This is a genomic window from Priestia sp. P1_B12_1, from assembly GCF_056406695.1.
Genome location: NZ_JBFTZR010000004.1, coordinates 123,963 through 144,722, shown reverse-complemented (window position 1 = coordinate 144,722; position 20,760 = coordinate 123,963). Strand labels below are relative to the sequence as shown.

Genomic DNA, 20,760 nt, shown 5'->3' with positions numbered 1-20,760 from the left:
TTAACAACTCATAAAAAAAGCAGGGCTCTTTTCAAAGCCCTGCACTTTTATTTCATATTTAAATAAGGTTAAACGCTTTTACCACTTGAGCAACCGCAAACGTAACCCCAATCGCAATCACTGTTGGAATCGCAAAGGCAAGAAACGTCCACTTGACATTTTTGGTTTCTTTATAAATATTTACAAGCGTCGTTCCGCATGGAAAATGCAGGAGCGAAAACAGCATCATATTAAGAGCCGTTAGCCACGTCCAGTGGTGATCAAGGAAAATTTGTTTGAGTCTTGTTGCATCTTCAATTTCAATTAATGAACCCGTTGATAAATACGCCATCAGTAGAACCGGTACAACAATTTCATTAGCCGGCAAGCCAATAATAAAAGCAGCTAGTATATACCCGTCTAGCCCCAGCGTCTTGGCAAACGGATCAAGAAACTGAACGAAGTGCATTAAAATACTTGTGTCACCGATATAGATATTAGCCAATACCCACGTTAACACCGCTGCGGGTGCTGCAACAATAATCGCGCGTTTTAACACAAACAGCGATTTATCCAGCGTCGCGCGCACAATCGTATCAACAAATTTCGGCTTACGGTAAGGCGGAAGCTCTAGCGTATAGTGTGTTGGTACTCCGCGCAGCGCCGTTTTAGACAGTGCCCACGATACGAACAGCGTCACCACAATTCCAAACAACACCGTTCCCACTACAACAAGAGCCGTTACGAAAGTTTTAGCACTTCCTGTAAAACCGGTCGCCATAAATAAAGAAGCTAACAAAATCAGCGTAGGCCATCTGCCGTTACACGGAACAAAGTTATTTGTTAAAATCGCCATCATACGTTCACGCGGCGATTCAATAATACGCGTTGACATAATCGCAGCGGCGTTACATCCAAACCCCATCGCCATCGTCAGTGACTGCTTGCCGTGTGCGCCTGCTCGTTTGAACAAACGATCCATATTAAACGCGACGCGAGGCAAGTAGCCGTAGTTTTCTAAAAGGGCAAACACCGGGAAAAAGATGGCCATCGGAGGCAGCATCACGCTAATAACCCATCCCGTACCTCGAAACAGTCCTAGTACAAGAATTCCGTGCAGCCATTCTGGTGCATGCATCGCTTGAAAGAAAGCTGTTAAGTACCCTTCCGCCCAGCCAAAACCTTGTGCGATTAATCCAGAAGGAACGTTTGCGCCGGCTATGGTGATATAAAAGATGACCGATAAAATGCCAAGCATAATTGGAAAGCCCCAAATTGGCGAGGTAAAGACTTTATCTAGCTTTTCTGTGCGCTGAAGCTTTGAGCGGTCTTCGTACACAACTGATTTTTTACATATTTGCTGCGATGACTTGTAAATGCTTGCGACCATATTGGAACGATGATCTTTTTCTTTTGCCTGCTGGGCATAGCGCGTTAGCTGTTCCATGGCTAATGAGTTTTCAGGAGTTAACGGATTTCCCATATGCGCTGTTCCTCCTTTCTGTGTGACTGATATCTTGCTGCTGACGCTGCTGAATGGTTTCTAAAAATGACGTGTCTCCATCAAGAACCCGTAAAGCAATCCAGCGTAGAGGAAATTGATTTCCCACAATAGAAGCGACTTGAGGTTCTAGCTCCTTTAGTGATGCTTCAATTTCTTTTGTGTACTGCACCTGGTAAGGATTAAGATTTACTTGCCCTCGCACGACTTGCTCAATCGCATCCAGCAAATTCGTAATTCCTTTTTTATTGCGAGCTGATATAGTCACAACCGGTACGCCTAACGATTCAGCGATCTTTTTTTCGTTAATTACAATTCCTTTTTTCTTTGCTTCATCCATTAAGTTCACGCAAATCACGACGTTTTCCGTCATTTCCATTACCTGCAGGGCTAAATTAAGATTTCGTTCCATCGCCGTTGCATCCACCACAACAACCGTAACGTCAGGTCTTTCAAATAAAATATAGTCACGCGCTACTTCTTCGTCCGCTGAGTTTGAATAAAGTGAATACGTTCCAGGTAAATCAACGATTGTGTAGAGCTGCTGGTGATGTTCAAATGTCCCTTCTGCTTTGGCTACGGTTTTTCCCGTCCAGTTTCCCGTATGCTGCTTAAGACCGGTTAAGCTATTAAATAACGTACTTTTTCCTGTGTTCGGATTTCCTGCTAATGCAATACGATACTTACTCATCGTCGTCACCTACTTTTTTTACATAAATTTTTGAGCTCTCTTCTTTTCTGAGACCAATCGTTGTATGACTGACTTGATAGGCAACAGGATCTCCTAACGGGCTTTTTTGAAGCACTTTGATAATTGCTCCTGGAATAAATCCTAAATCTAACAAGCGTCGCTTCAAGGCACCTTCGATTTCGATTCGCTCTAGCTGTACCGTTTCACCTGTCGTAAATGTAGACAATGGATAATTATTTACACTAGCCATCTATTTTTCGTCCCTTCTCATTTTTTACCTAAGGTTATGTTTTTTTCATCAGGCCAACTTTTAAGGTAAAAAAAATATGCTCGTTGATTTTTAATAGGGTATTCTGCTGGTGCAGAAAAATGAACATGTCAGCATCATTTATTTAAAATTTTCAGTTTTTACTTGTCATGATACCGAAAGTTTACCACAGGAAACTTTTTTAGTCTAGGGTAAAATACTGTGTTTTTTCTTATTTCTACTGAAGACATAAAGTGCGCCCGCTATTTTATTTAATCATTTAATAAGAGGAATCAAGTCGAAAAATAATTTAGTAAACACAAATTAACAAAAGTAAAAAACTGTAAAAATATGCTATACTAGTGAATGGGTTTTTTTGAAAATAAAGTATTGATTAGCTTTAAAACCTCAAAAAATCACTTTAGGGGGCTTTTATGAAAAGGTTCAAAAGAGTTAGCGCAGTTGTTTTAGGTTTGGCTTTGTTATTCTCACCGCTTGCTCCGCAAACAGTTGCAGAAGCAAAAGTCGTGTGGGGGAATCAGGAACTGGTTAAGGGGCAAATAGGACGCGTTACCGTTTTAAAGAACACGAATCTTTACAACATTAAAAACAATAAGTTAGTAGCGGCTAGAAAAGTTACAAAAGGGCAAGTATTCCGCGTGTATTCTGAGTCCAGCAAATTTGGTGGTCTGTATGGGGTATCAAAGGGTACCTATGCTCAGAAGTCATCAAGTATTAAGTATGAAAAAGCACCTAGTGACAAAATTCAAGCACTAGGAGTAACGGTTACGAAGAAATCTTTAGCAAGCAACATTAGCTATCCGCAGGTATCCGGCCTTATCAATAAACCATTTGAGGCTAGCTATAATCGAAAGTTTTTAAACATTGCGAAAGAAGCACAAAAAGAACACAACGAGCTAAAAGAACAAGAGAAGGAAGACCGTAAAAACGGCTGGGCGCCAGGTCCTTATTCTCGTAATATGACATACTCTGTACCTTACAACCAAGATAATATTTTAAGTGTTGCTATTACGAATGATGCGTACGCTGGCGGCGCTCACGGCAACGCTTGGATTGATACTTATAACTACGATTTGTTAAAAGCTCGACAAATTAGCTTAAAAGATATTATTAACACCAACACTAAGTTAAATAAGGTTAATAACTATATTCGCAATGAAATGATCGCTCGTAATAAAAAAGGTGCTCAGTTCTGGGTTAATGAATTTAAGTCTGTAAACTTAAAAGAAGATCAGTTTTACTACACAAGTGGCGGAATTGCCATTATATTTGGTGAGTATGAGTACGGCCCGTATTCTAACGGCATTCATACGTTTAAAATTCCGTCCAGCATTTATAAATAAGATCGTCGTATAAAAAAACATAAAAAAAGCAGCATGCGAACCATCAGTTCACATGCTGCTTTTTCTTTTTTTCTGCAGAATAAGCGGAGCAAAAAAGAAAGGTGAGCCCTATTCCGCTTCTTATAGCCTAGGAAAAACCGCTTTTAGAAGTATTTTTATAGCGTTTGAAAAAGTGAAATGGTCAAAACTAACGTCAGCAAGGAGCCTGCGGATGTTAACATCATTATCTTTCGGTTACTCTGATTTTTTTCAGGTTTTAAAAACTCTTGAATGGCTACAAACCAGATAACAAAAGTGATTAAAGAAAGTATCCCCATAGACATACGAGCATCTCCATTCATATATGTATTTAAATTTTTAACACATCTAATTAACTACCAAATTGATCGTATCTCCTTGTATTGTATACCGCCCCTTTATTTCTCCGATACCAGTAATTAAAAGGGAATCATCTGTTTCCAATGGTTTATCCTTTAATACGATGAGTAATTTTTTTATATCTTTTAATCCATCCGCACAATAAGTAAGAGATGGTTGTTGAATAAGGTATTCTTGGTTATTTATCCTTACTTTTATATAATTTTTATGTAATAACCTGCCTTCCAAAGGGATGATATTCATTGGATCAAAGGATAAAGCAATGATTTCTCCTTCAATGAAAAGATGGGTCCCTATCTGTGCTTCGAATTCATCCAATTCTTTCTTCCTTGATTCAACCGCAAAATTTACTGCTGCTTCTGTTTCCGGGCTTATTTGAACCTCTTCAATTGCCTGTTTTCGAGGGCCAATATCAAGAAGTTTAATTAACTCAAATAGTGTTGTTTTAGTCTCAAAAAAACTTTCCTTCCAATCAAGTGACAATTCATCTAGCAGCAAACACATAAATAAGCCTGAACTATAACAGCTCCGCCTTGTATTAGAAGTGGATTCAACCACGTCTATTAGATTTTTCCCATATTTTTTTAAAACCAAATCATTAGCGAGCGAAGATTTTTCTGAAAAAGCCTTTAGTTCAACGTACCAGGCAGGCCCTTCAACAGATTCAATTAAATTTTCATATGTTAGATGCTCTTTTATTCCTTCTGACCTTTTTTCCCTTAGACTGATAAACTCGTTCAAATACTGCTTCTTTTTACTGATACCAGTTTCTATCAATGCATTATAAAGACTTTTCCTTTCGCGATTTCGAATTTCTACATTCTCTTTTGTTAAGGGGTAGGTTATTCCCAGCGTTTCATCAGGAAAGCGTTTTTCCCCTTTTACATATTGATTTCCGTGGAATAATTCGTGAACCAATATCGAAAAAAGTCCTTCATAGTCATCGTACAGTTCTATATCAGCAATAGCCGTAGGATAGCCATCAAATAGAATAAGCGTATTTCCCAAAAACTGCTCGTCCCGTTTTAAAATTTCATATGATTTAGGAGGAATGTTATTATACCTAGGATGATTGAACAGGAATATACTGTTTTCGTCGTACAATGCATAGGCAACAAGTTCAAAATTTGGCCAATACCTTTCTACGTTCGTACTAGTTAAGTCCTTGGCAATTTGATTCAGAAAATGATTCATTCTTTTCATCCCCAATTGTTAATTCCCTAAGGAAAGAGAATATTCTTTTTTAGAAAAAAAGGGCTTGTTCAACTTTACCTCCTCGTTAGTTAAACAAGATTACTATTATTATCCTAATTTTAACATAAGTTTCCTAATGTTTGGTTTGCTGTCTTGGAAGAAACGAAATGATTAAAAAATTAAACCATTTTGTATCAACGGTAAAAGACGTTGAAAAAGGAACTTATTAAAAAAAGAGAATGCACAAGGCATTCTCTTTTTAAATGGCTATATAAGGTACTACTCTTTAGACTTACCTACTTCTACTTTTTTCGTAAACATTTTCATGTCACCGTCTACCGTCACGTGAGCGGTAATCATATATTCGCCGTCTTCTTTAAACGTATAGTCCGTGCTGTATACGCCTTTTCCTTCGTGCGGTGCTTTTGTCATTTCTTGATTGATATATCCTTCTTTTTCAACTTGAAACTGTACGTCATCGGCGTTTTCCACTTTTTTATCTCCTTGCGTCACAAGGACTTTAAGCTTGACTTGTTCATTTGCTTGAATTGATTCCGGTACTTCAATCGTTCCTTTTACTTCTTTTGAACTTGAATCATTTCCTTTTGAACAGCCTACTATAGCTATCATTAAAACGAATAATACGATGCTGAGTTTTTTCATTATGTTGTTCTCCTTTGTTATGTAAATGTGAAGTCTTCCTGCAATTTCATATTATACTCATTTATCCGGTAAAAAGAGAAAAAATGCTTATTATCCACATAAAGTTCTTATTTCTACAGTAGCTTTTGCATCTTTTCATTTCTCTACTCTCCCTTCGCTCCACAAAAAAAGCTGAAGAAGCTTATTGCCTTCTCCAGCTTTGCCTTTATCTCTGCGGTTCTTCTAACGTGTACGATGAGAGTGCGTTTTCTACCCATCTTACAAAATCTTTGCTTGCTCCCCAATCAATATTCAATATCCCTTCTGCGCTTCCTGAAGGAATACACTTTACTTTGTTTGGACCGGACACATTTTCTAAAATAATCGTTAGTGATCCCCTGCCGCCGGTGCGGAAAAAATAGCGTTCAAACACAAGCGTACATAACTGCTTGCCGTCTCCGAGATCATAATATTCTTTGTATAATAAGTCACTTTCGGAATTATTTGCATTCACAAGCTTTTTTGCTCCATCAAAAGGAAGCAGCGTCGTTTTAAACTCAATTACCTTTTCCATCACTCAAGCCCCTTTCTATCGCAACAGATATCTACTACTTCTCTTTTTCTCTCTAAAAAACCTGCCGCTTCTCTTTATGTACAATATGGTACAATAGAAAAGAAAAGAAATTGTTTGAACGGAAAAAGGAGCACACAACCTCAATGAATACACGAGATGAAATTATCCAAGATGTGGTTTCAACGATGCGAAACCAAACTAAAAAAATGCAGATGTCAGTTATCCCCACTTTAAAATCATATATTCCTTTAAATGAATTTTTAGCGCTTCACATGCTATATAAAGAAGGGAATCATATCGTTTCTGAGATTGCCGAGCATATGCACATCTCAAACAGCAGCATGACGTGCATCAGCGACCGCCTCATGGAAAGAGAATTTGTTACGCGCGTACGCAGTCAAAAAGACCGCCGCGTTGTCTACTTATCGATTACGGATAAAGGAAAAGCGTTTGCAGAAGAAATGGAAAAAGTACTCACCAAAGAATATGGTGAAAAGCTTAGCCATTTTACGGATGAAGAATTACAGACGTTTCTTCGCTTGTTAAATAAAATGGATATCTAATAAAAAACCAGATGCACGCTAAGCAGGCATCTGGTTTTTATTTTGGTTAGTTGTTGTTCACCTTTAAATTAAAGGCGTCTGAAGTTAAATCTTTTGACCAGTCTTTTTCATGATCACTTACATATGGAATAAATCGAAGCATAATAACGTCTTTATCATTTCGGTACTCTCCGTCCATCTCTAGCACTGTGTCTGTTCCTCCTCCACTGCCGCTTTCAGAAAGATTTCTTCCGTTTTGATCTTTTATGTTTACACCGACATCCGTTCCACCTCGGATGCTTCCGGTTGACGATGTAAACGTATAGTGCAGCTTAATCGAAACAGGCGATACGCGAACTTCTTTGATGGACAATACGCCTTTTATTCCTTTTTCATTAATCGGAATTTCTTTATTTAACGGATACACTTTAGTATCAGCGATGATTTTTGAGCCGTTTACACTAGTGTGTACCGTCCAATTTCCTTTAATTTCTCCGTAGGAATCCCGGTAGTTCCCGCTTTTCGTCTGGCCGGGGTTCTTTTCAAATTCAAGGCTCGTGAACTGAGCGCTGATTTGATAATTTTTATTCGGATCAATATGATCCAGCACATTGTAGCCTTTCATATCGATTTTTCCGTCTCCGTCCGTGTCGGCTTGCGTTAATTTTAAAGCGTACAGATAGTTCCAGCTTCCGTCTTTATTTTTGATTGGTTCCTCCTCTCTAATACTTGAAGCGGAATCAAAAAATGACATGTTTCCAATTTTCACGCGCAGCTCTCCCGGTCGAATTGGCGCGTCTCGTTTAAGTCCTAGTGCGGTTCTTCTAAATTCATCTGCGCTGATCGTTAATCCAAGCAGCACCTGTCCATCATCAAGCATCATTTCATTTACTTTTACTTGAATGCCTTGGTCCGTTGCCGTTTCATTTACCGTTTTTTTATAGCTGCTCAAGCTGCCTTCAGGCTTGTTCATAAGCATCTCAATTTGCTGGCCAATTTGCTGACTGATCCGCACAGCCGATGCCCATACCGTTTCGTTTTGCATCATCACAGGCGTCACAGCAAGCAGCAGCACCGCAGCGGCAATCAGCGGACGCGCTTTTTTTCGCGCCGGCTTTATGTCACGTTTTAAACGTTTTTTCATTCGCTTTTTCTCGCTTGCCGTTAGCTCAATTTCTTCATATTCATCAAAATCTACAGAAGATCCGTTTAATAAGTCGTATTGATTTTTCATCTTTGTCCCTCCTTATTTCTCATTTAAAAATGGCTTTTAATTTTTTTCGTCCGCGCGACAGCCGGTTATATAAATTGCTGATAGTGGTCTGCTGCTTTTCAGCAATTTGCTTCAGCTCGACTTCCTGTAAGTAATACGCTTTAAACAGCTCGCGGTCTCCTTCATTTAAGTGACCTAAAAGTTCTTCCACGTCGTCCCCTTGAACATTATGAACTTCTGACGTTTCACCCACTCCCGCTTCGCCAAGCGATTCGTGCTGGGTTTTTATGTATTTGCGCTGATAGTCAATGGCTTTGTACTTTGCAATAGCCGCAACCCAGTTTTTAAACGTATTTTTCTCCGAATCAAAGCGGTGAATATGATGCCATACCGCTAATAATACGTCGTTTATACACTCTTCTTCATAGCTTTTTAACGTACCTAAATGTTTGCGTACAATGGCCGTAATTAACCCTCCGTACTGATCAATTAACAGCTCCAGCCCTTTTTCTTTTTTACGCATTATACTCGCAACAATCCAGTCATCTTCCATGACATTGCTCCTTTCCGCTTGCTTTTACATCTATTAATACGAATTCTTTTTACAAAACCTATCAATCTTCCTAAATTAAATGAAAAATAAGCTTGTTCCGTATTTCTCTCGCTGGTAAAATAAGCTAAAACCTTTGAAGGAGGCCGCTATGATTACCTATCCTTTTTTTACATCCAACCCAACCATCGGCATAACCGCACCTTCTTCTGGTGTACCTCAAGCTCTTCATTCCATGTTTTCTTTATCGTGTGAACGCATGAAAGAAAAAGGCTTTTCTGTTATACCGGGCGAAACCGTGTGGACGCAGCATAAAGCAAAATCCGCTTCTCCTAAAAAACGTGCAAATGAGCTTCAAGCCATGATTGCTGATGAAAACATCGATATCATTATTCCTCCTTGGGGAGGCGAGCTGCTAATTGAAATTCTTGAACATCTAGACTTTACAAAATGGACAGCAAAATGGGTGCTTGGCTATTCTGACACTAGCGTTCTTTTGCTGGCTATTACACTTAACACCGGGATTGCAACGGCTCATGGAACCAACTTTGTGGACTTGCGAGGAGAGCACTGGGATCCAACGACTGCGATGTGGCAGCAGGTGCTGACGACCCAAAAAGGAGAAAGCGTGGCTCAAGTTTCTTCTGATCACTATCAAAAAGAATGGCAGCATGACAACCCGTCACCATGCGTGTTTCATTTAACCGAACAAACCGCTTGGAAGCATACAGAGTTAAGCGACGTGCACATCGAAGGGCGTCTTCTCGGAGGATGTATTGACGTGATCAGGCACTTAGTAGGAACTCCTTTTGGAGATGTAAAAACGTTTAGAGAAACATACATTCCTGCTGAGCCGGTCATTTGGTACTTTGACAACTGTGAACTGACGACCGCTGACCTTCGCCGCTCACTTCTTCAGCTTAAGCTAGCGGGCTGGTTTGATAACTGCTCAGGTATTTTATTCGGCAGAAGCAGCGCTAATAAGCCCGTTGATTCCTACACCGCTGAAGACGTGTATCATGACCTTGCCTCTGATTTACATATTCCAGTTATCTATGACATCGACTGCGGCCACCTCCCTCCTCAGCTCACGCTTATTAACGGCGCGTATGCTCGTGTTAACGTAAAGAAAAATAAAGGCACAGTCGTTCAATACTTTACGTAAAAAAAGAAGCTTGTATAAAAGTAGTTTGATTAAAGGAAGATCCGAACGAACTTGATTTTTGATGGAGAATCAAATTCGTTCGGGTTTTTTTATGGGTATAGTGAACGTAGGCTTGTTTCATATATGCAGGTGTTTCTAGTGGTTGATTGGAGGGCAAGACGAAGACTCCTGCGGGAAAAGCGGGACAGGTGAGACCCCGCAGGAGCACACGCGACGAGGAGGCTCACCGGCCGCCCGCGGAAAGCGAAGTCTTGCACGGAAATCAACAGCGGTTTATTTCGTTATGTCTAAATTTTATTTTACATATCTGTCATCAGTAATATAAATGTCCCAAATAAGAAAAAAGTTGCACCAAACCACGAGTGGTAGTGCTCTTTTTGCTTTCTTGCAAACTTCCATTCTTCGAAACCTCGAATTACGTAGAGGAGAAAAAAGAAAAGAAACATAAAAACCGAGGTGTAGGCTGGAGGTATAACGAAGATGAGCACTAAAAACGAAGCAAGCATCACCATTTCAATTGTGACAAACAGCGGACGCCTTCCTTTAAAACTTCTCCAATAGCTTTTTTTCATCTTTGTATGGAGCTTTTTTCGCATGACAAGATCCAGAAAGATATAAACAACTGCCAGAATGAGCAAATACACAAGCGTCATTTTCATTCCTCCTTCCGATCGAAAATATCCTTATACTTCCATTTTAAAGAACTTTCCACAAATTTCAAGCGTCTAAAAAATCTTTACACAACTTATTAGTGCAAGCATTCATATATTCAAAAATCGCTAATATATTGACTAATGTACAGGTTGAATTCTCTGTATAAACTCACCTAGAGGGGGACATCAAGTTATGAGAATAAAAGAAGTGAAGCAAGGTGCACTCGCAGCGCTGAAAAACCGCTGGGGATTTGCCGTACTGCTTACGTTCGTTACGTATCTAATTGCTGCCGGGATTCCAGGACTTATTGACTTTTTAATCAACGGATTTCCAAGCGGGTCTGAAACCGAATACTCTCAGTCTACCTTAGCTAATATTGTATCCCTGCTGCTCGTACCGCTCTTTTTCTCTTACTACTGGGTACTATTGCGTCTGGTGCGAGGAGAAAGTGTACGTGTAGGAAACGTGTTTGATTCGTTTTCATGTGCGGGATTATACTTTAGAACCCTCGGACTTTACTTGCTAACGATTATTTATACCGTGCTATGGAGTATTTTATTAATTATTCCCGGCATCATCAAAAGCCTTGCCTATTCACAGGCTTACTACGTATTCCGCGATAACCCCGATCATTCAGTCAACCAGTCTATTACTGAAAGCAGACGATTAATGAACGGCTACAAGTGGACCTACTTTTTACTTGTTTTAAGCTTTATCGGCTGGGGAATTTTAAGTATCATTACGCTTGGCATTGGGTTATTATGGCTCGTTCCATACGTCACAACTTCGCTTGGCGTATTTTATGAAAAGCTAAAAGCAAATGAAACTGAAGTCGCTGAATAAACGAAAAACCGTATTCGAGTTGCGAATACGGTTTTTTTATGGATAGCTTCACGCTGCCTGGTCTCCTCCATCAGAGGGGTTTAACTTTTGATTCTTCGCTTTTTTATTCACTAAATAAATACTGATAATAATAAGCACCAGCCCTGCAAAAAGTGACGACGTAAACGGTTCGTCTAAAAAGAGCGTGCCAATGACAATTGAAATAATCGGAACAAGAAAATTAAAGGACGCCACTTTGCTGGCCTCTCCTCTACTGATTAAATAAAAATAAATGAGCCACGCAACGGCAACGGAAAACAGTGCTAAAAATAAAAGCAGCAGCATAGATGATGAATTCCACACCATATGAGACCATCCTTCCACTCCGCTTCCAGCTGCTGTCATAACCACTCCGCCGACAAGACTTTGAAGGGTAATAAGCCAAATGCCATCTACACTGTCGCTAATACGCTTGATATAAACGGTTCCAATCGCCCAGCTCAGTGCCGTAAGGACAGCTAAAAGAATTCCAATGGCTGAAGCATTAGCAGATAATTCTCCCGTGCTGATGGTAGCTACACCTACAAAGCCAAGAAGCAAGCCCCCTATCTTCACAGCGTTCATGCTTTCTCCAATCCACAGCCATGCAATGATGCCGATGAGCACCGGCTGCAAGTAGACAATTACGCTGAAGACCCCTGCTGGCATAAACATAAGTCCAATCGTTTGCAGACCGTAGAATAAGATTGAATTAAATAGACCTGACACCATATATTTACGCCAGTTCTGCTTCCAGTGAAGCTGCTTATATCTTGGCAGTGCGACTGCTAATAAGATGATTCCCGCACTTAATGACCGCAGTCCAGATAACAAAATAGGCGATGAATAGCCAAGTGCCAGCTTCGACATCGGCCACGTTAATCCCCAAATCAATACGAGAGCAGCTAAAAGACTTCCATTAATAAAAGATGATGACTGTTTCATACAACAACCACTCCTACCTATATGAATGTAAATGACTCACGCGTTCATTCCTCCTTGTATACTACGCTTCTTTTTTGCTCACTTCAATTGCACGCTTTTAATGTACTTCATGTATAGCAGTTATAGTAACTGAGTTTCTATTATGACAGCTTATCTTTCTTCTCTATGTGCTCATCCAGAAAAAATAAAGTGCATCGCTAGTGACGATATCACTTTTTATCTATAGCTTTTATACATCCTAAAAGCCTTGAAGCCATTCAGCTGCTGGGTTTCTGCTCCCATTTTTCATTTAGCTTACATATTTTCTAATAAATCTATGAATCTCCTAAACATTTCTACCTAGATAAATTGTCAGAATTATTACAGAGAAGGTGACAATTCTACTTATATCGCCCTTTAATATTAAAACTATGTTACAAAATGTCGTAATTTGGAATTAGATGTTTACTTTTCCTGTCAGGATTGATAGACTCACACTTGTGAATAAAACAAGTTATGGAAAGGGAGAAAGAACATGCTAAAGAAAGCAAATCGTACAGTTATGAATATGGGGTTAGCAGCATTACTTGTTCCCGCTGCCCTAACATTTAGCACAACTTCAGCAAGTGCTAATGACGGAGGCGCTGCACCAGCACCCGTACAAGAAAAGGTAACGCCAAGCGTACCTCAACAACAAGCAACTACTACTACTAATCAAAAAGTCATCGTAAACGTGAGTGCGTTAAATATTCGTCAAGGAGCTAGCTTTTCATCTCCAGTCGTTGGAACTGCAACACAAGGTCAAGAGTTTGCTATTTTAAAAGAAGCAAACGGCTTAGTTGAAATTGCACCAAACAAATGGATTTCAAAAAGCTCAAGCTACGTAACAATTGCATCAGGTAAACCAAGCGCAAGCCAAGTAAAAGGTGTAAGCACATCAACTCCTTCTACTTCTACAGCATCTGCATCTACATCTGCAGCACAAGAAACTAGCACACCAGCACCTGCTCCAACAACAAGCACGGCTTCTGGAAGCACAGTAAATGTTGCACGTAGTTTAGTAGGATCACCTTACCAATGGGCAGGAAACACACCAAGCGGTTTTGACTGCTCAGGCTTTATCGCATACGTGTTCAACCATAGCGGTCACAGCATTTCACGTACAAGCGTAGCCAACTACTGGAACATGGCGACAAAAATTTCGTCTCCACAACCAGGCGATCTAGTATTCTTCCAAAACACATACACAAGCGGCCCATCTCACATGGGAATCTACATCGGAAACGGCCAAATGATTCATGCTGGTTCACACGGTGTAGCTGTAGCTGACCTAGATGTTTCTTATTATCAAGATCATTTCTTAGGATACGGACGCTTCTAAGAAAAAAATGCCCTCTAATCGTTAGATACGTTCTAACGATTAGAGGGCATTTACTTTTTATCGCTGCGCGACGGAAAGCGCCTTTTCAATGCGCGTTTGAAATTTATGCTTCCAGTCTTCAGCCAGCTCAGCCACTTCTAAAGCCCGCTGCATTCCTTCTACATCTTTTGAGCGATGGAAATATAAATCAAGCGTAAACCAAACGGATACTTGGTTTGGATGAGCTTCAATCAATTTCACTTCCGCATCTTGCGTAATCGTACCTTCTTTCAGCACGCGGCAAAGATAGCCGGTATAGCTTGTCTCAATCATTCGTTTTAAAATCCCTTTAACGCCCGTTCGCTTTGTAATTGTGTCGCATGGATTTCGACCTTGCGTCACTTGAATAACGGCGTCTCCTACTTGATAAACGTCTCCAATGCATACGTCTTTTTCAAGCATGCCTGCTAAGACAAGATTTTCTCCAAACGCAGACATGGGGAGTTCCGTATCAAACTCTTCGTTCCATTTTTTATAGTGTTCATACGGATACACGCACACCGCACGATCCGGTCCGCCGTGATACCTTAAGTCCGCTACCCCGTCACCTTGAAACCCTTCTTTTGCTAAAAACGTTTCGTCTACTTGCTTCTTGCAGATGCCTGTACGCATTTCTTTATCAGGACTGTATGCCATTTGTTCAGGCATTCCGGTTGCTAAATGAATCAGCTTTCTCTCGGGTGTTGTCATTATGTTTACACCTCTTTTATCATTTTTACTAGTTTACCACACTTATAGAGCATTTTATTTACTTGTTAGCTCTCTCAGCGGCTTCCACTTAATTCCTAATGCATAATTAATAGCGGTAGCTGCTACAAATCCAAGCAGCACTCCTGAAACGGTCGGCATAAACAAAGATTGGAACACCGCTACATACACACGCTAGTGTTACAACAAGATTTCCAGTGTACGACCATTTTGGATGCTTTGAAAAAAAGGTTTGAATCGTATTCATTGCTAACTCCTTTGTACTTTTGCTTTGTCATTCTTCATAAATATTCTACCATTAAAAAGGAAAAATTTCTCTTAAACGGCGTATGATAAGTGATTTTGTCTCTTTTTTACTTCCCATGCTGTAATTCCAAGAATCGGAAGTATCATAAATTTTTAAAAATATTTCACAATTATATTAAAAATATCTTCATTTCCTCTTTTTCTTTTGTTCGAAATGATTTAAGATAGTAGAGGCTGTCGAAATATAAGTTATTATGTCAGCTCTGCATGTTTCTTTACATAATAGCACATAGTAAATATTATTTTACAATTACGTCATTTTTTACAATGGCCTAAAAAATTTTGCCCATTTTTAACAAAATTGGCGTAAAAGTTCCGTTTTTGTATAAAATAGAGGCCGATTTACATAGTCATTTCTATGCACGTCCCTCTTTTATAAATATAGAATACATGTAAGGAGAAAAGTAAATGTCAATTTTAATGGGAATTATCGGGATTGTAATTATCTTAGCAGTTGCATTCCTCATGTCGAACGACAGGAAACTTATCAACTATAAAGGCATCGCAGTTATGCTGGTTATCCAGCTTGCTATCTCTGCTTTTATGATGAATACATCGATTGGTCGCAAGGTGCTTGACTTTATCACAAGTGTATTTACAAAGATCTTATCATTTGGTAACGACGGAATTTCGTTCGTGTTTGGAGATCTTGCAGGAAAAGGCATTTTCTTTATCCAAACGTTAGTTATGATTGTATTCGTTTCAGCATTATTAAGTATTTTAAACTACTCTCGTATTTTACCCTTTGGGATCAAATATATCGGAGGACTTGTTTCAAAAATTACGGGACTTCCCCAAATTGAAAGCTTCACAGCCGTGAACGCAATGATTTTCGGTGATACAACGGCGCTAATTGCGGTGAAAAACCACATCGGGGGTTTAACACCAAACCGTTTATTTATCGTTACAACAACGTCTTTAGTATCCGTTTCTTGTTCAATTCTAGGCGCGTACATGCAGATGATTCCGGCGGAATACGTCTTAATTGCCCTTCCGCTAAACGTATTCTCTGGCTTAATCGTTTCTTCTATCGTTGCACCAGTAAAAGTAGAAGATGAAAACGAAGTGGATATCAAAGCACCTGCTAAGCAAGGCACGCTGTTTGAAGCAATCGGTGACGGAGCACTAGACGGCGGACGCGTTGCGTTAATCGTAGCAGCGATGCTTGTGACGTACGTTGGTCTTTTAGCATTAGTGAACTACGTATTAAACGGTGTAATCGGATTAACGGTTCAAGACATTTTAGGCTATATCTTCTACCCAATTGCCTTTATCATGGGTATTCCGGCAGATGAACTAATGAAAGCCGGCGGCGTAATGGGAACAAAAGTAGTAGCAAACGAATTCGTTGCTATGCTTGACTTCCAAAAAATGATGCCTCACCTTTCTGAAAAAACAGTCGGGATCGTATCAGCTTACTTAATCTCATTTGCAAACTTCAGCTCAATTGGCATCGTTCTTGGTACGATTCAAGCAATCAACGGCGAACAAGCTTCACGCGTTGCGAAGTTCGGCTTAAAGATGCTGTTAGTCGCTACATTGGGCTCGATTTTAACAGGTATTATGGTTGGATTGTTTATTTAATGAAAAAGCACTCACTTTTAGTGAGTGCTCTTTTTGTTTGGTTGTTCTTTTTGGGTTATAGCTGGAGCATTTCTACAATGTTGAAATTTATTAAATATCTCTGTTGACATACTCCGAGTTATAGGCACTATTATCAAATGCTTTTTATCTTCATTCTAATAACATTTAAATTAGTTTTACATATTGGATTAAAGCAATATCTCTTATCCCATAAAAAGACAGCTTGCTTTATCAGCAAACTGTCTTTTTTGTAATGACCCGTCCGGGATTCGAACCCGTGTTACCTTTTTAAAAGGACAATTTCTCGACCACTCGGTCAACGGACCAGATAAAATTATAAAATGGCAGAGAAGAAGGGATTCGAACCCTCGCACCGTGTTAACGATCTACTCCCTTAGCAGGGGAGCCCCTTGAGCCACTTGGGTACTTCTCTGTATGGATCTCCTACTGAGATACTGTGGAATAATAGCAGGCCTAAGTGGGCTTGACACCGACCTTACGCTTATCGGACTTGGTCTCTACCAAAATGAGCTGCTTCCCGTTTATGGCGCGCCCGAGAGGAGTCGAACCCCTAACCTTTTGATCCGTAGTCAAACGCTCTATCCAATTGAGCTACGGGCGCTTCCTAAAATGGTGCGGATGAAGGGACTTGAACCCCCACGTCATAAGACACTAGATCCTAAGTCTAGCGCGTCTGCCAATTCCGCCACATCCGCATGTGAAAAATGGTTGCGGGGACAGGATTTGAACCTGCGACCTTCGGGTTATGAGCCCGACGAGCTACCGAACTGCTCCACCCCGCGATAATAATAAAGAGACAATGGAAGAGGAAGAGGGATTCGAACCCCCGCGGGCTTTGACACCCCTGTCGGTTTTCAAGACCGATCCCTTCAGCCAGACTTGGGTATTCCTCCATATTTCAGGTTCAATGGTGGACCTTGTAGGACTCGAACCTACGACCGGACGGTTATGAGCCGTCTGCTCTAACCAGCTGAGCTAAAGGTCCTTTCTAAGTTCTCTCTTAGAATGTGAAGACGGCAATCGGATTTGAACCGGTGATAAAGGTATTGCAGACCTTGACTATGCCACCAATAAGTATGAAAATTATTTATAGTCAGTCACATTTATCCGTATGCTACCCCTTCATATGAAACATGCACTAGTAAGTTAATAATTAATATTTGTTTCGCTACCAACAAAAATTATTTTACCTTATAATTTCGCAGAAGTCAACATCTATGTAAATTGTGTTTTAATACTTAATTTTGCAATTATTAAGTAGGAACATACACCTAAATAAAAACACTCTGTAACAAGAATCATGATTCTTGTTACAGAGCTTGTTTTTATAAAAAGGTTTGCGTAATCGCATTTTCTAAATCTCTTGTAGAAGATTTTAGGTATCGTTTTGTAACATTCACATCAGAATGGCCTGCTAGTTCGGCAACTGTTGCAATATCTATCCCTTTCTTAACTAACTCATGACAGAAAGTATGGCGTAATTTATGAGGATTTACATTATATTTTTTTAACATGTACTGAATTGTACGTGCAGACATTCTTCTATCAAAATTAGAGACAAATAAAGCTTCATGATTAGAATCAAGTGAATCAATATATTTCTTTAAACTATTTCTTGCTTCTGTAGAAAGAGGAACAAGTCGCTTTTTAGACCCTTTAGCCTTACGGATAATTAAAAAACCGTCAGATTTGTTAATCTTTACGTCTTTATGATTCAAAGCACAAATCTCTGATACTCGAATCCCTGTATGTAATAAAGTATATACAATAGCAATATCACGAAGGTTTCCCTGTTGATTTACTTCAGATAAAAGGCGCTCACGCTCACTTGCTTCTAATGACTCTGGTACAACCTCGTTATTTTTCTCTTTTGGTTTACGTTCAATATTTTGAACAATTTCTGGTTTTTCAAGAAAGCGTGCAAAAACGCTAATTGTGACAAAAGCTTTTTCTATAGTCGACGCACTTTTATTATTAGATTCAAGGTTAATCATATAAGTTTGGACATTATTTCTTGTTACTTGCTCTAAATGTCTACCTTCACTTAGAAGCCATTCATGAAATTGGTTTAGCACTGCTCGATAGGTTTTAATCGTATTATCAGATTTGCCTGATTTTATTAACCATCGGCTAAAGTCATCAATCAACGGAATAACTTCTAGGCTATTTTTTTTCACTCTAAATCCTCCTACATGTACTAATAAATTACATAAAACATAACATTTAATTTCGTAGAAATCAATTTAAACGAAATTAATATACAAAAAAACAGCCCATCATTGATATGATGGGCTGTTTTTTTGCCTGACAACGTCCTACTCTCACAAGGACAAAGTCCCCACTACCATTGGCGCTAGAGAACTTAACTTCCGTGTTCGATATGGGAACGGGTGTGACCTCTCTGCTATCGCCACCAGACCTATTAAAGATAGTTTTCTTAACACTAAATAAAAATTGCTAAGTAAAAACACCGTGCACCCGTCGTTGACATGATCAAATAAGCGTTACTTGTACAGTTAGCTCGACCGGGCTGTGCTGCAACACACAGAAGAATCTACTTATGGCTGCTCCCTTCCGGACCTGACCATGTTCATAGGTTTCTGTTGTGCAGGACCTAGTTGTCAACACCACTTGTCCAAGTCAGACCTTACCTGACTCATACCTCTGTTAGGAATTAAACCCTGCTAAGGCGGATTGCAGGTTACAGGGCACCGCCATCTCCCCGTCTAGCACGGTATGTATAGTTAAGGGATTCCCACCTATGTCGTCCTCCCAATCTGTTTTGTGAACCCGCGATCTCGCAGGTGGGTTTCCGCATATTAACGTTCCAGCGATCCTGTTTCAAAGACAGGCATGGCATCAGTCAACAAATGTAGGAATCCCAAATAAACAGTACGGTTCAAAACAAATAGGGCATAACGTACATCGTAGGATAAGTATTTAATGTGTTTATTGATGATATAGATTATCCTACAATAAAATTTCGTAGAAGTCAACATAAACGAAAAAATAACTCCTAACCCTCAATGTTTTCTTATTTGCTCGATTTTCTGTTGTTGGGAAGGGATTCCTTTGAAAGGTGGAAGTTATAAGGAGTGGTGTTTCATTATATTGAGTCCTCCACTTAAAAGTGAAGTTCATTACGATTAGATTTTTATACATCCTTGATCTGACAACACTTTTCTGATGCGGTTATTTTTCTTCTTATCCTATGGGAGAAAAATAAAAAAGCCTACATAAAACGGCTTTTTTATTCTAAGGGTAAATTATTGTTCTGTTAGTTCAGTTATAGAAACACTTTGCTTACTATTTGGTTCATCCAGGTTATGAATTGTAGCTACCCCATTTTGTTGGTCTACATGCTCAATGTAAATGCTTTTCCCGTTATGTATGACATTGGCCATGTCCACTGAATCGGCAATTTCTTGTGCTCTTTGTGCATCCATCTTTATCTAGCCTCCTTTTTATTTATGACAGTGAAAGTATTTGTTTTTAATTAATTTTTATGCATTTAATTCCTCTATATAAAACCAATTTTAATTTTTCAAATGAGACATGAAGCAGTAAAAAAGCTATCTCATTCATAATTTGAGATAGCTTTTCATTTTATTATTCAGTTTAATCTTCTTCTGGAATCTTAATTAAAATGGCTATAGCTATTGTTGCCAAAAATATAACCCCTAAAGTTAGCAATAGACTCGTACTCATATGCCTCATCTACCCTTCTCTTTTCATCCCTATGATTCCATTTTAGCAGAGGAAATTAGGTAATAAAACTGGAAATGATAGCGTTTTACTAAAAATTTTATACATGTTAAAATAATGTAGTTGTTTTAACTCAACCAACGTATTCAACTTTTTGCTTCAGTAGAGCAAGCTACCTCTTTCCTATTTTGGGGTAGCTCTTTTTTTATCGTGATAAACTAAAATGTTGTTTTGGATCTATTTCTTCCTACCTTCGGTTTACATTCGTTATTTACGAATCTGTTCAATCTCTTCTTCTGTAAGCTCCGTTAATTCAGATATTGTTTGATTATCCATACCTTTTTGCAGCATTCTTAATGCTACTCTCTTAATACCTCTTTTTTCTCCTTGCTTTTCAGCTTTTTTTAATGTCAATGTTTCATCTACTTGGAATTCCTGTTTTACTTCATAAGTCATTAACATTTGTGGATCCTCAGTTACACGTGCCCATTCATTCATCGCATTTTTCAACGTTTGATCTTTCTCCATTACAACTTC

General features: G+C 39.2%; 22 protein-coding genes, 6 tRNA genes, 1 rRNA gene and 2 other RNA genes. 7 read left to right on the top strand and 24 right to left on the bottom strand.

From position 1 onward, the window contains the following. Nucleotides 1-58 precede the first annotated feature (58 nt). The 3 genes from AC1D0Y_RS15465 to AC1D0Y_RS15455 are packed head-to-tail and all read right to left on the bottom strand — an operon-like array spanning nucleotide 59 to nucleotide 2,421. Nucleotides 59-1,426 (bottom strand): nucleoside recognition domain-containing protein, encoded by a 1,368-nt coding sequence (locus AC1D0Y_RS15465; RefSeq protein ID WP_028409533.1) that lies wholly within the window; start codon nucleotides 1,424-1,426, stop codon nucleotides 59-61. 13 nt (nucleotides 1,427-1,439) lie between these two features. Then, complete coding sequence (locus tag AC1D0Y_RS15460; RefSeq protein ID WP_477707758.1) at nucleotides 1,440-2,171, bottom strand: FeoB small GTPase domain-containing protein; 732 nt, start codon at nucleotides 2,169-2,171, stop codon at nucleotides 1,440-1,442. Next, nucleotides 2,164-2,421 (bottom strand): FeoA family protein, encoded by a 258-nt coding sequence (locus tag AC1D0Y_RS15455; RefSeq protein WP_013084241.1) that lies wholly within the window; start codon nucleotides 2,419-2,421, stop codon nucleotides 2,164-2,166. The genes AC1D0Y_RS15460 and AC1D0Y_RS15455 overlap by 8 nt, the downstream gene beginning before the upstream one ends. A 431-nt stretch (nucleotides 2,422-2,852) precedes the next feature. Between AC1D0Y_RS15455 and AC1D0Y_RS15450 the strand changes: the two genes are divergently transcribed. Continuing rightward, nucleotides 2,853-3,782 carry a DUF3298 and DUF4163 domain-containing protein gene (locus AC1D0Y_RS15450; RefSeq protein ID WP_060745129.1) on the top strand — a complete coding sequence of 310 codons (930 nt, stop codon included), beginning with the start codon at nucleotides 2,853-2,855 and terminating at the stop codon, nucleotides 3,780-3,782. Between the two features lie 155 nt (nucleotides 3,783-3,937). Here the strand turns inward: AC1D0Y_RS15450 and AC1D0Y_RS15445 are convergent, their stop codons facing one another. From AC1D0Y_RS15445 to AC1D0Y_RS15430, 4 genes are all read right to left on the bottom strand, one after another. Beyond that, complete coding sequence (locus AC1D0Y_RS15445) at nucleotides 3,938-4,105, bottom strand: hypothetical protein (protein ID WP_013058248.1); 168 nt, start codon at nucleotides 4,103-4,105, stop codon at nucleotides 3,938-3,940. A gap of 43 nt (nucleotides 4,106-4,148) precedes the next feature. Continuing rightward, nucleotides 4,149-5,354, bottom strand: coding sequence for a hypothetical protein (locus AC1D0Y_RS15440; RefSeq protein ID WP_477707757.1), 1,206 nt, complete (start codon nucleotides 5,352-5,354; stop codon nucleotides 4,149-4,151). A 279-nt stretch (nucleotides 5,355-5,633) separates the two neighbouring features. After that, nucleotides 5,634-6,017, bottom strand: a complete 384-nt coding sequence (locus AC1D0Y_RS15435; RefSeq protein WP_013058250.1) for a FixH family protein — start codon at nucleotides 6,015-6,017, stop codon at nucleotides 5,634-5,636. Between the two features lie 205 nt (nucleotides 6,018-6,222). After that, the gene (locus AC1D0Y_RS15430) at nucleotides 6,223-6,570 is read right to left on the bottom strand and encodes a DUF6054 family protein (RefSeq protein WP_060745125.1); all 348 of its coding nucleotides are present in this window, start codon (nucleotides 6,568-6,570) and stop codon (nucleotides 6,223-6,225) included. Nucleotides 6,571-6,713: 143 nt separating this feature from the next. Here AC1D0Y_RS15430 and AC1D0Y_RS15425 point away from each other — a divergent pair, with 143 nt between their 5' ends. Beyond that, nucleotides 6,714-7,133, top strand: coding sequence for a MarR family winged helix-turn-helix transcriptional regulator (locus tag AC1D0Y_RS15425; RefSeq protein WP_060745124.1), 420 nt, complete (start codon nucleotides 6,714-6,716; stop codon nucleotides 7,131-7,133). 46 nt (nucleotides 7,134-7,179) lie between these two features. On the opposite strand, the gene AC1D0Y_RS15420 is transcribed toward AC1D0Y_RS15425, so the two are convergent. Beyond that, nucleotides 7,180-8,346, bottom strand: a complete 1,167-nt coding sequence (locus tag AC1D0Y_RS15420) for a DUF4179 domain-containing protein (protein ID WP_477707756.1) — start codon at nucleotides 8,344-8,346, stop codon at nucleotides 7,180-7,182. Between the two features lie 19 nt (nucleotides 8,347-8,365). Next, nucleotides 8,366-8,878: a sigma-70 family RNA polymerase sigma factor gene (locus AC1D0Y_RS15415; protein WP_060745122.1), complete on the bottom strand. Its 513-nt coding sequence runs from the start codon at nucleotides 8,876-8,878 to the stop codon at nucleotides 8,366-8,368. A 148-nt stretch (nucleotides 8,879-9,026) separates the two neighbouring features. Between AC1D0Y_RS15415 and AC1D0Y_RS15410 the strand changes: the two genes are divergently transcribed. Both AC1D0Y_RS15410 and AC1D0Y_RS15405 read left to right on the top strand, forming a co-directional pair. Beyond that, nucleotides 9,027-10,040 (top strand): S66 family peptidase, encoded by a 1,014-nt coding sequence (locus AC1D0Y_RS15410; RefSeq protein WP_060745121.1) that lies wholly within the window; start codon nucleotides 9,027-9,029, stop codon nucleotides 10,038-10,040. 142 nt (nucleotides 10,041-10,182) lie between these two features. Further along, nucleotides 10,183-10,365 (top strand): hypothetical protein, encoded by a 183-nt coding sequence (locus AC1D0Y_RS15405; protein WP_081085206.1) that lies wholly within the window; start codon nucleotides 10,183-10,185, stop codon nucleotides 10,363-10,365. Here AC1D0Y_RS15405 and AC1D0Y_RS15400 read toward each other — a convergent pair. Further along, nucleotides 10,340-10,693 (bottom strand): DUF4181 domain-containing protein, encoded by a 354-nt coding sequence (locus AC1D0Y_RS15400; RefSeq protein ID WP_060745120.1) that lies wholly within the window; start codon nucleotides 10,691-10,693, stop codon nucleotides 10,340-10,342. The genes AC1D0Y_RS15405 and AC1D0Y_RS15400 overlap by 26 nt on opposite strands. Nucleotides 10,694-10,886: 193 nt before the next feature. On the opposite strand from AC1D0Y_RS15400, the gene AC1D0Y_RS15395 reads away from it, so the two are divergent. Continuing rightward, nucleotides 10,887-11,537 (top strand): DUF975 family protein, encoded by a 651-nt coding sequence (locus AC1D0Y_RS15395; protein WP_477707755.1) that lies wholly within the window; start codon nucleotides 10,887-10,889, stop codon nucleotides 11,535-11,537. 48 nt (nucleotides 11,538-11,585) lie between these two features. Here the strand turns inward: AC1D0Y_RS15395 and AC1D0Y_RS15390 are convergent, their stop codons facing one another. After that, nucleotides 11,586-12,500: a DMT family transporter gene (locus tag AC1D0Y_RS15390; protein ID WP_477707754.1), complete on the bottom strand. Its 915-nt coding sequence runs from the start codon at nucleotides 12,498-12,500 to the stop codon at nucleotides 11,586-11,588. 514 nt (nucleotides 12,501-13,014) lie between these two features. On the opposite strand from AC1D0Y_RS15390, the gene AC1D0Y_RS15385 reads away from it, so the two are divergent. Further along, nucleotides 13,015-13,860, top strand: coding sequence for a C40 family peptidase (locus AC1D0Y_RS15385; RefSeq protein WP_043981056.1), 846 nt, complete (start codon nucleotides 13,015-13,017; stop codon nucleotides 13,858-13,860). 57 nt (nucleotides 13,861-13,917) lie between these two features. Here the strand turns inward: AC1D0Y_RS15385 and AC1D0Y_RS15380 are convergent, their stop codons facing one another. Next, nucleotides 13,918-14,589, bottom strand: coding sequence for an MOSC domain-containing protein (locus tag AC1D0Y_RS15380; protein WP_060745117.1), 672 nt, complete (start codon nucleotides 14,587-14,589; stop codon nucleotides 13,918-13,920). 732 nt (nucleotides 14,590-15,321) lie between these two features. On the opposite strand from AC1D0Y_RS15380, the gene AC1D0Y_RS15375 reads away from it, so the two are divergent. Further along, a complete protein-coding gene (locus AC1D0Y_RS15375; RefSeq protein WP_477707753.1) occupies nucleotides 15,322-16,497 on the top strand; it encodes a NupC/NupG family nucleoside CNT transporter in 1,176 nt (391 codons plus the stop codon). A gap of 342 nt (nucleotides 16,498-16,839) precedes the next feature. Here AC1D0Y_RS15375 and AC1D0Y_RS15370 read toward each other — a convergent pair. From AC1D0Y_RS15370 to AC1D0Y_RS15315, 12 genes are all read right to left on the bottom strand, one after another. Continuing rightward, nucleotides 16,840-16,930 (bottom strand) — tRNA-Ser (locus AC1D0Y_RS15370). 112 nt (nucleotides 16,931-17,042) lie between these two features. Next, nucleotides 17,043-17,119: transfer RNA gene (locus AC1D0Y_RS15365), tRNA-Arg, on the bottom strand. Nucleotides 17,120-17,128: 9 nt separating this feature from the next. Continuing rightward, nucleotides 17,129-17,213: transfer RNA gene (locus AC1D0Y_RS15360), tRNA-Leu, on the bottom strand. Between the two features lie 10 nt (nucleotides 17,214-17,223). After that, nucleotides 17,224-17,300: transfer RNA gene (locus AC1D0Y_RS15355), tRNA-Met, on the bottom strand. A gap of 18 nt (nucleotides 17,301-17,318) precedes the next feature. Then, nucleotides 17,319-17,411 (bottom strand) — tRNA-Ser (locus tag AC1D0Y_RS15350). A gap of 15 nt (nucleotides 17,412-17,426) precedes the next feature. Then, nucleotides 17,427-17,503 (bottom strand) — tRNA-Ile (locus AC1D0Y_RS15345). Between the two features lie 340 nt (nucleotides 17,504-17,843). After that, nucleotides 17,844-18,695, bottom strand: a complete 852-nt coding sequence (locus AC1D0Y_RS15340; protein ID WP_060745116.1) for a tyrosine-type recombinase/integrase — start codon at nucleotides 18,693-18,695, stop codon at nucleotides 17,844-17,846. A gap of 125 nt (nucleotides 18,696-18,820) precedes the next feature. Next, nucleotides 18,821-18,936 (bottom strand): 5S ribosomal RNA (gene rrf / locus AC1D0Y_RS15335). 52 nt (nucleotides 18,937-18,988) lie between these two features. Further along, nucleotides 18,989-19,253, bottom strand: an RNA gene (ffs, locus tag AC1D0Y_RS15330) — signal recognition particle sRNA large type. A gap of 13 nt (nucleotides 19,254-19,266) precedes the next feature. After that, nucleotides 19,267-19,455: non-coding RNA, 6S RNA (gene ssrS, locus AC1D0Y_RS15325), on the bottom strand. Nucleotides 19,456-19,784: 329 nt separating this feature from the next. Beyond that, nucleotides 19,785-19,964, bottom strand: coding sequence for a small acid-soluble spore protein H (locus AC1D0Y_RS15320; protein WP_028409545.1), 180 nt, complete (start codon nucleotides 19,962-19,964; stop codon nucleotides 19,785-19,787). A 526-nt stretch (nucleotides 19,965-20,490) separates the two neighbouring features. Next, nucleotides 20,491-20,751 carry a hypothetical protein gene (locus AC1D0Y_RS15315; protein ID WP_060745115.1) on the bottom strand — a complete coding sequence of 87 codons (261 nt, stop codon included), beginning with the start codon at nucleotides 20,749-20,751 and terminating at the stop codon, nucleotides 20,491-20,493. Nucleotides 20,752-20,760: the final 9 nt, after the last annotated feature.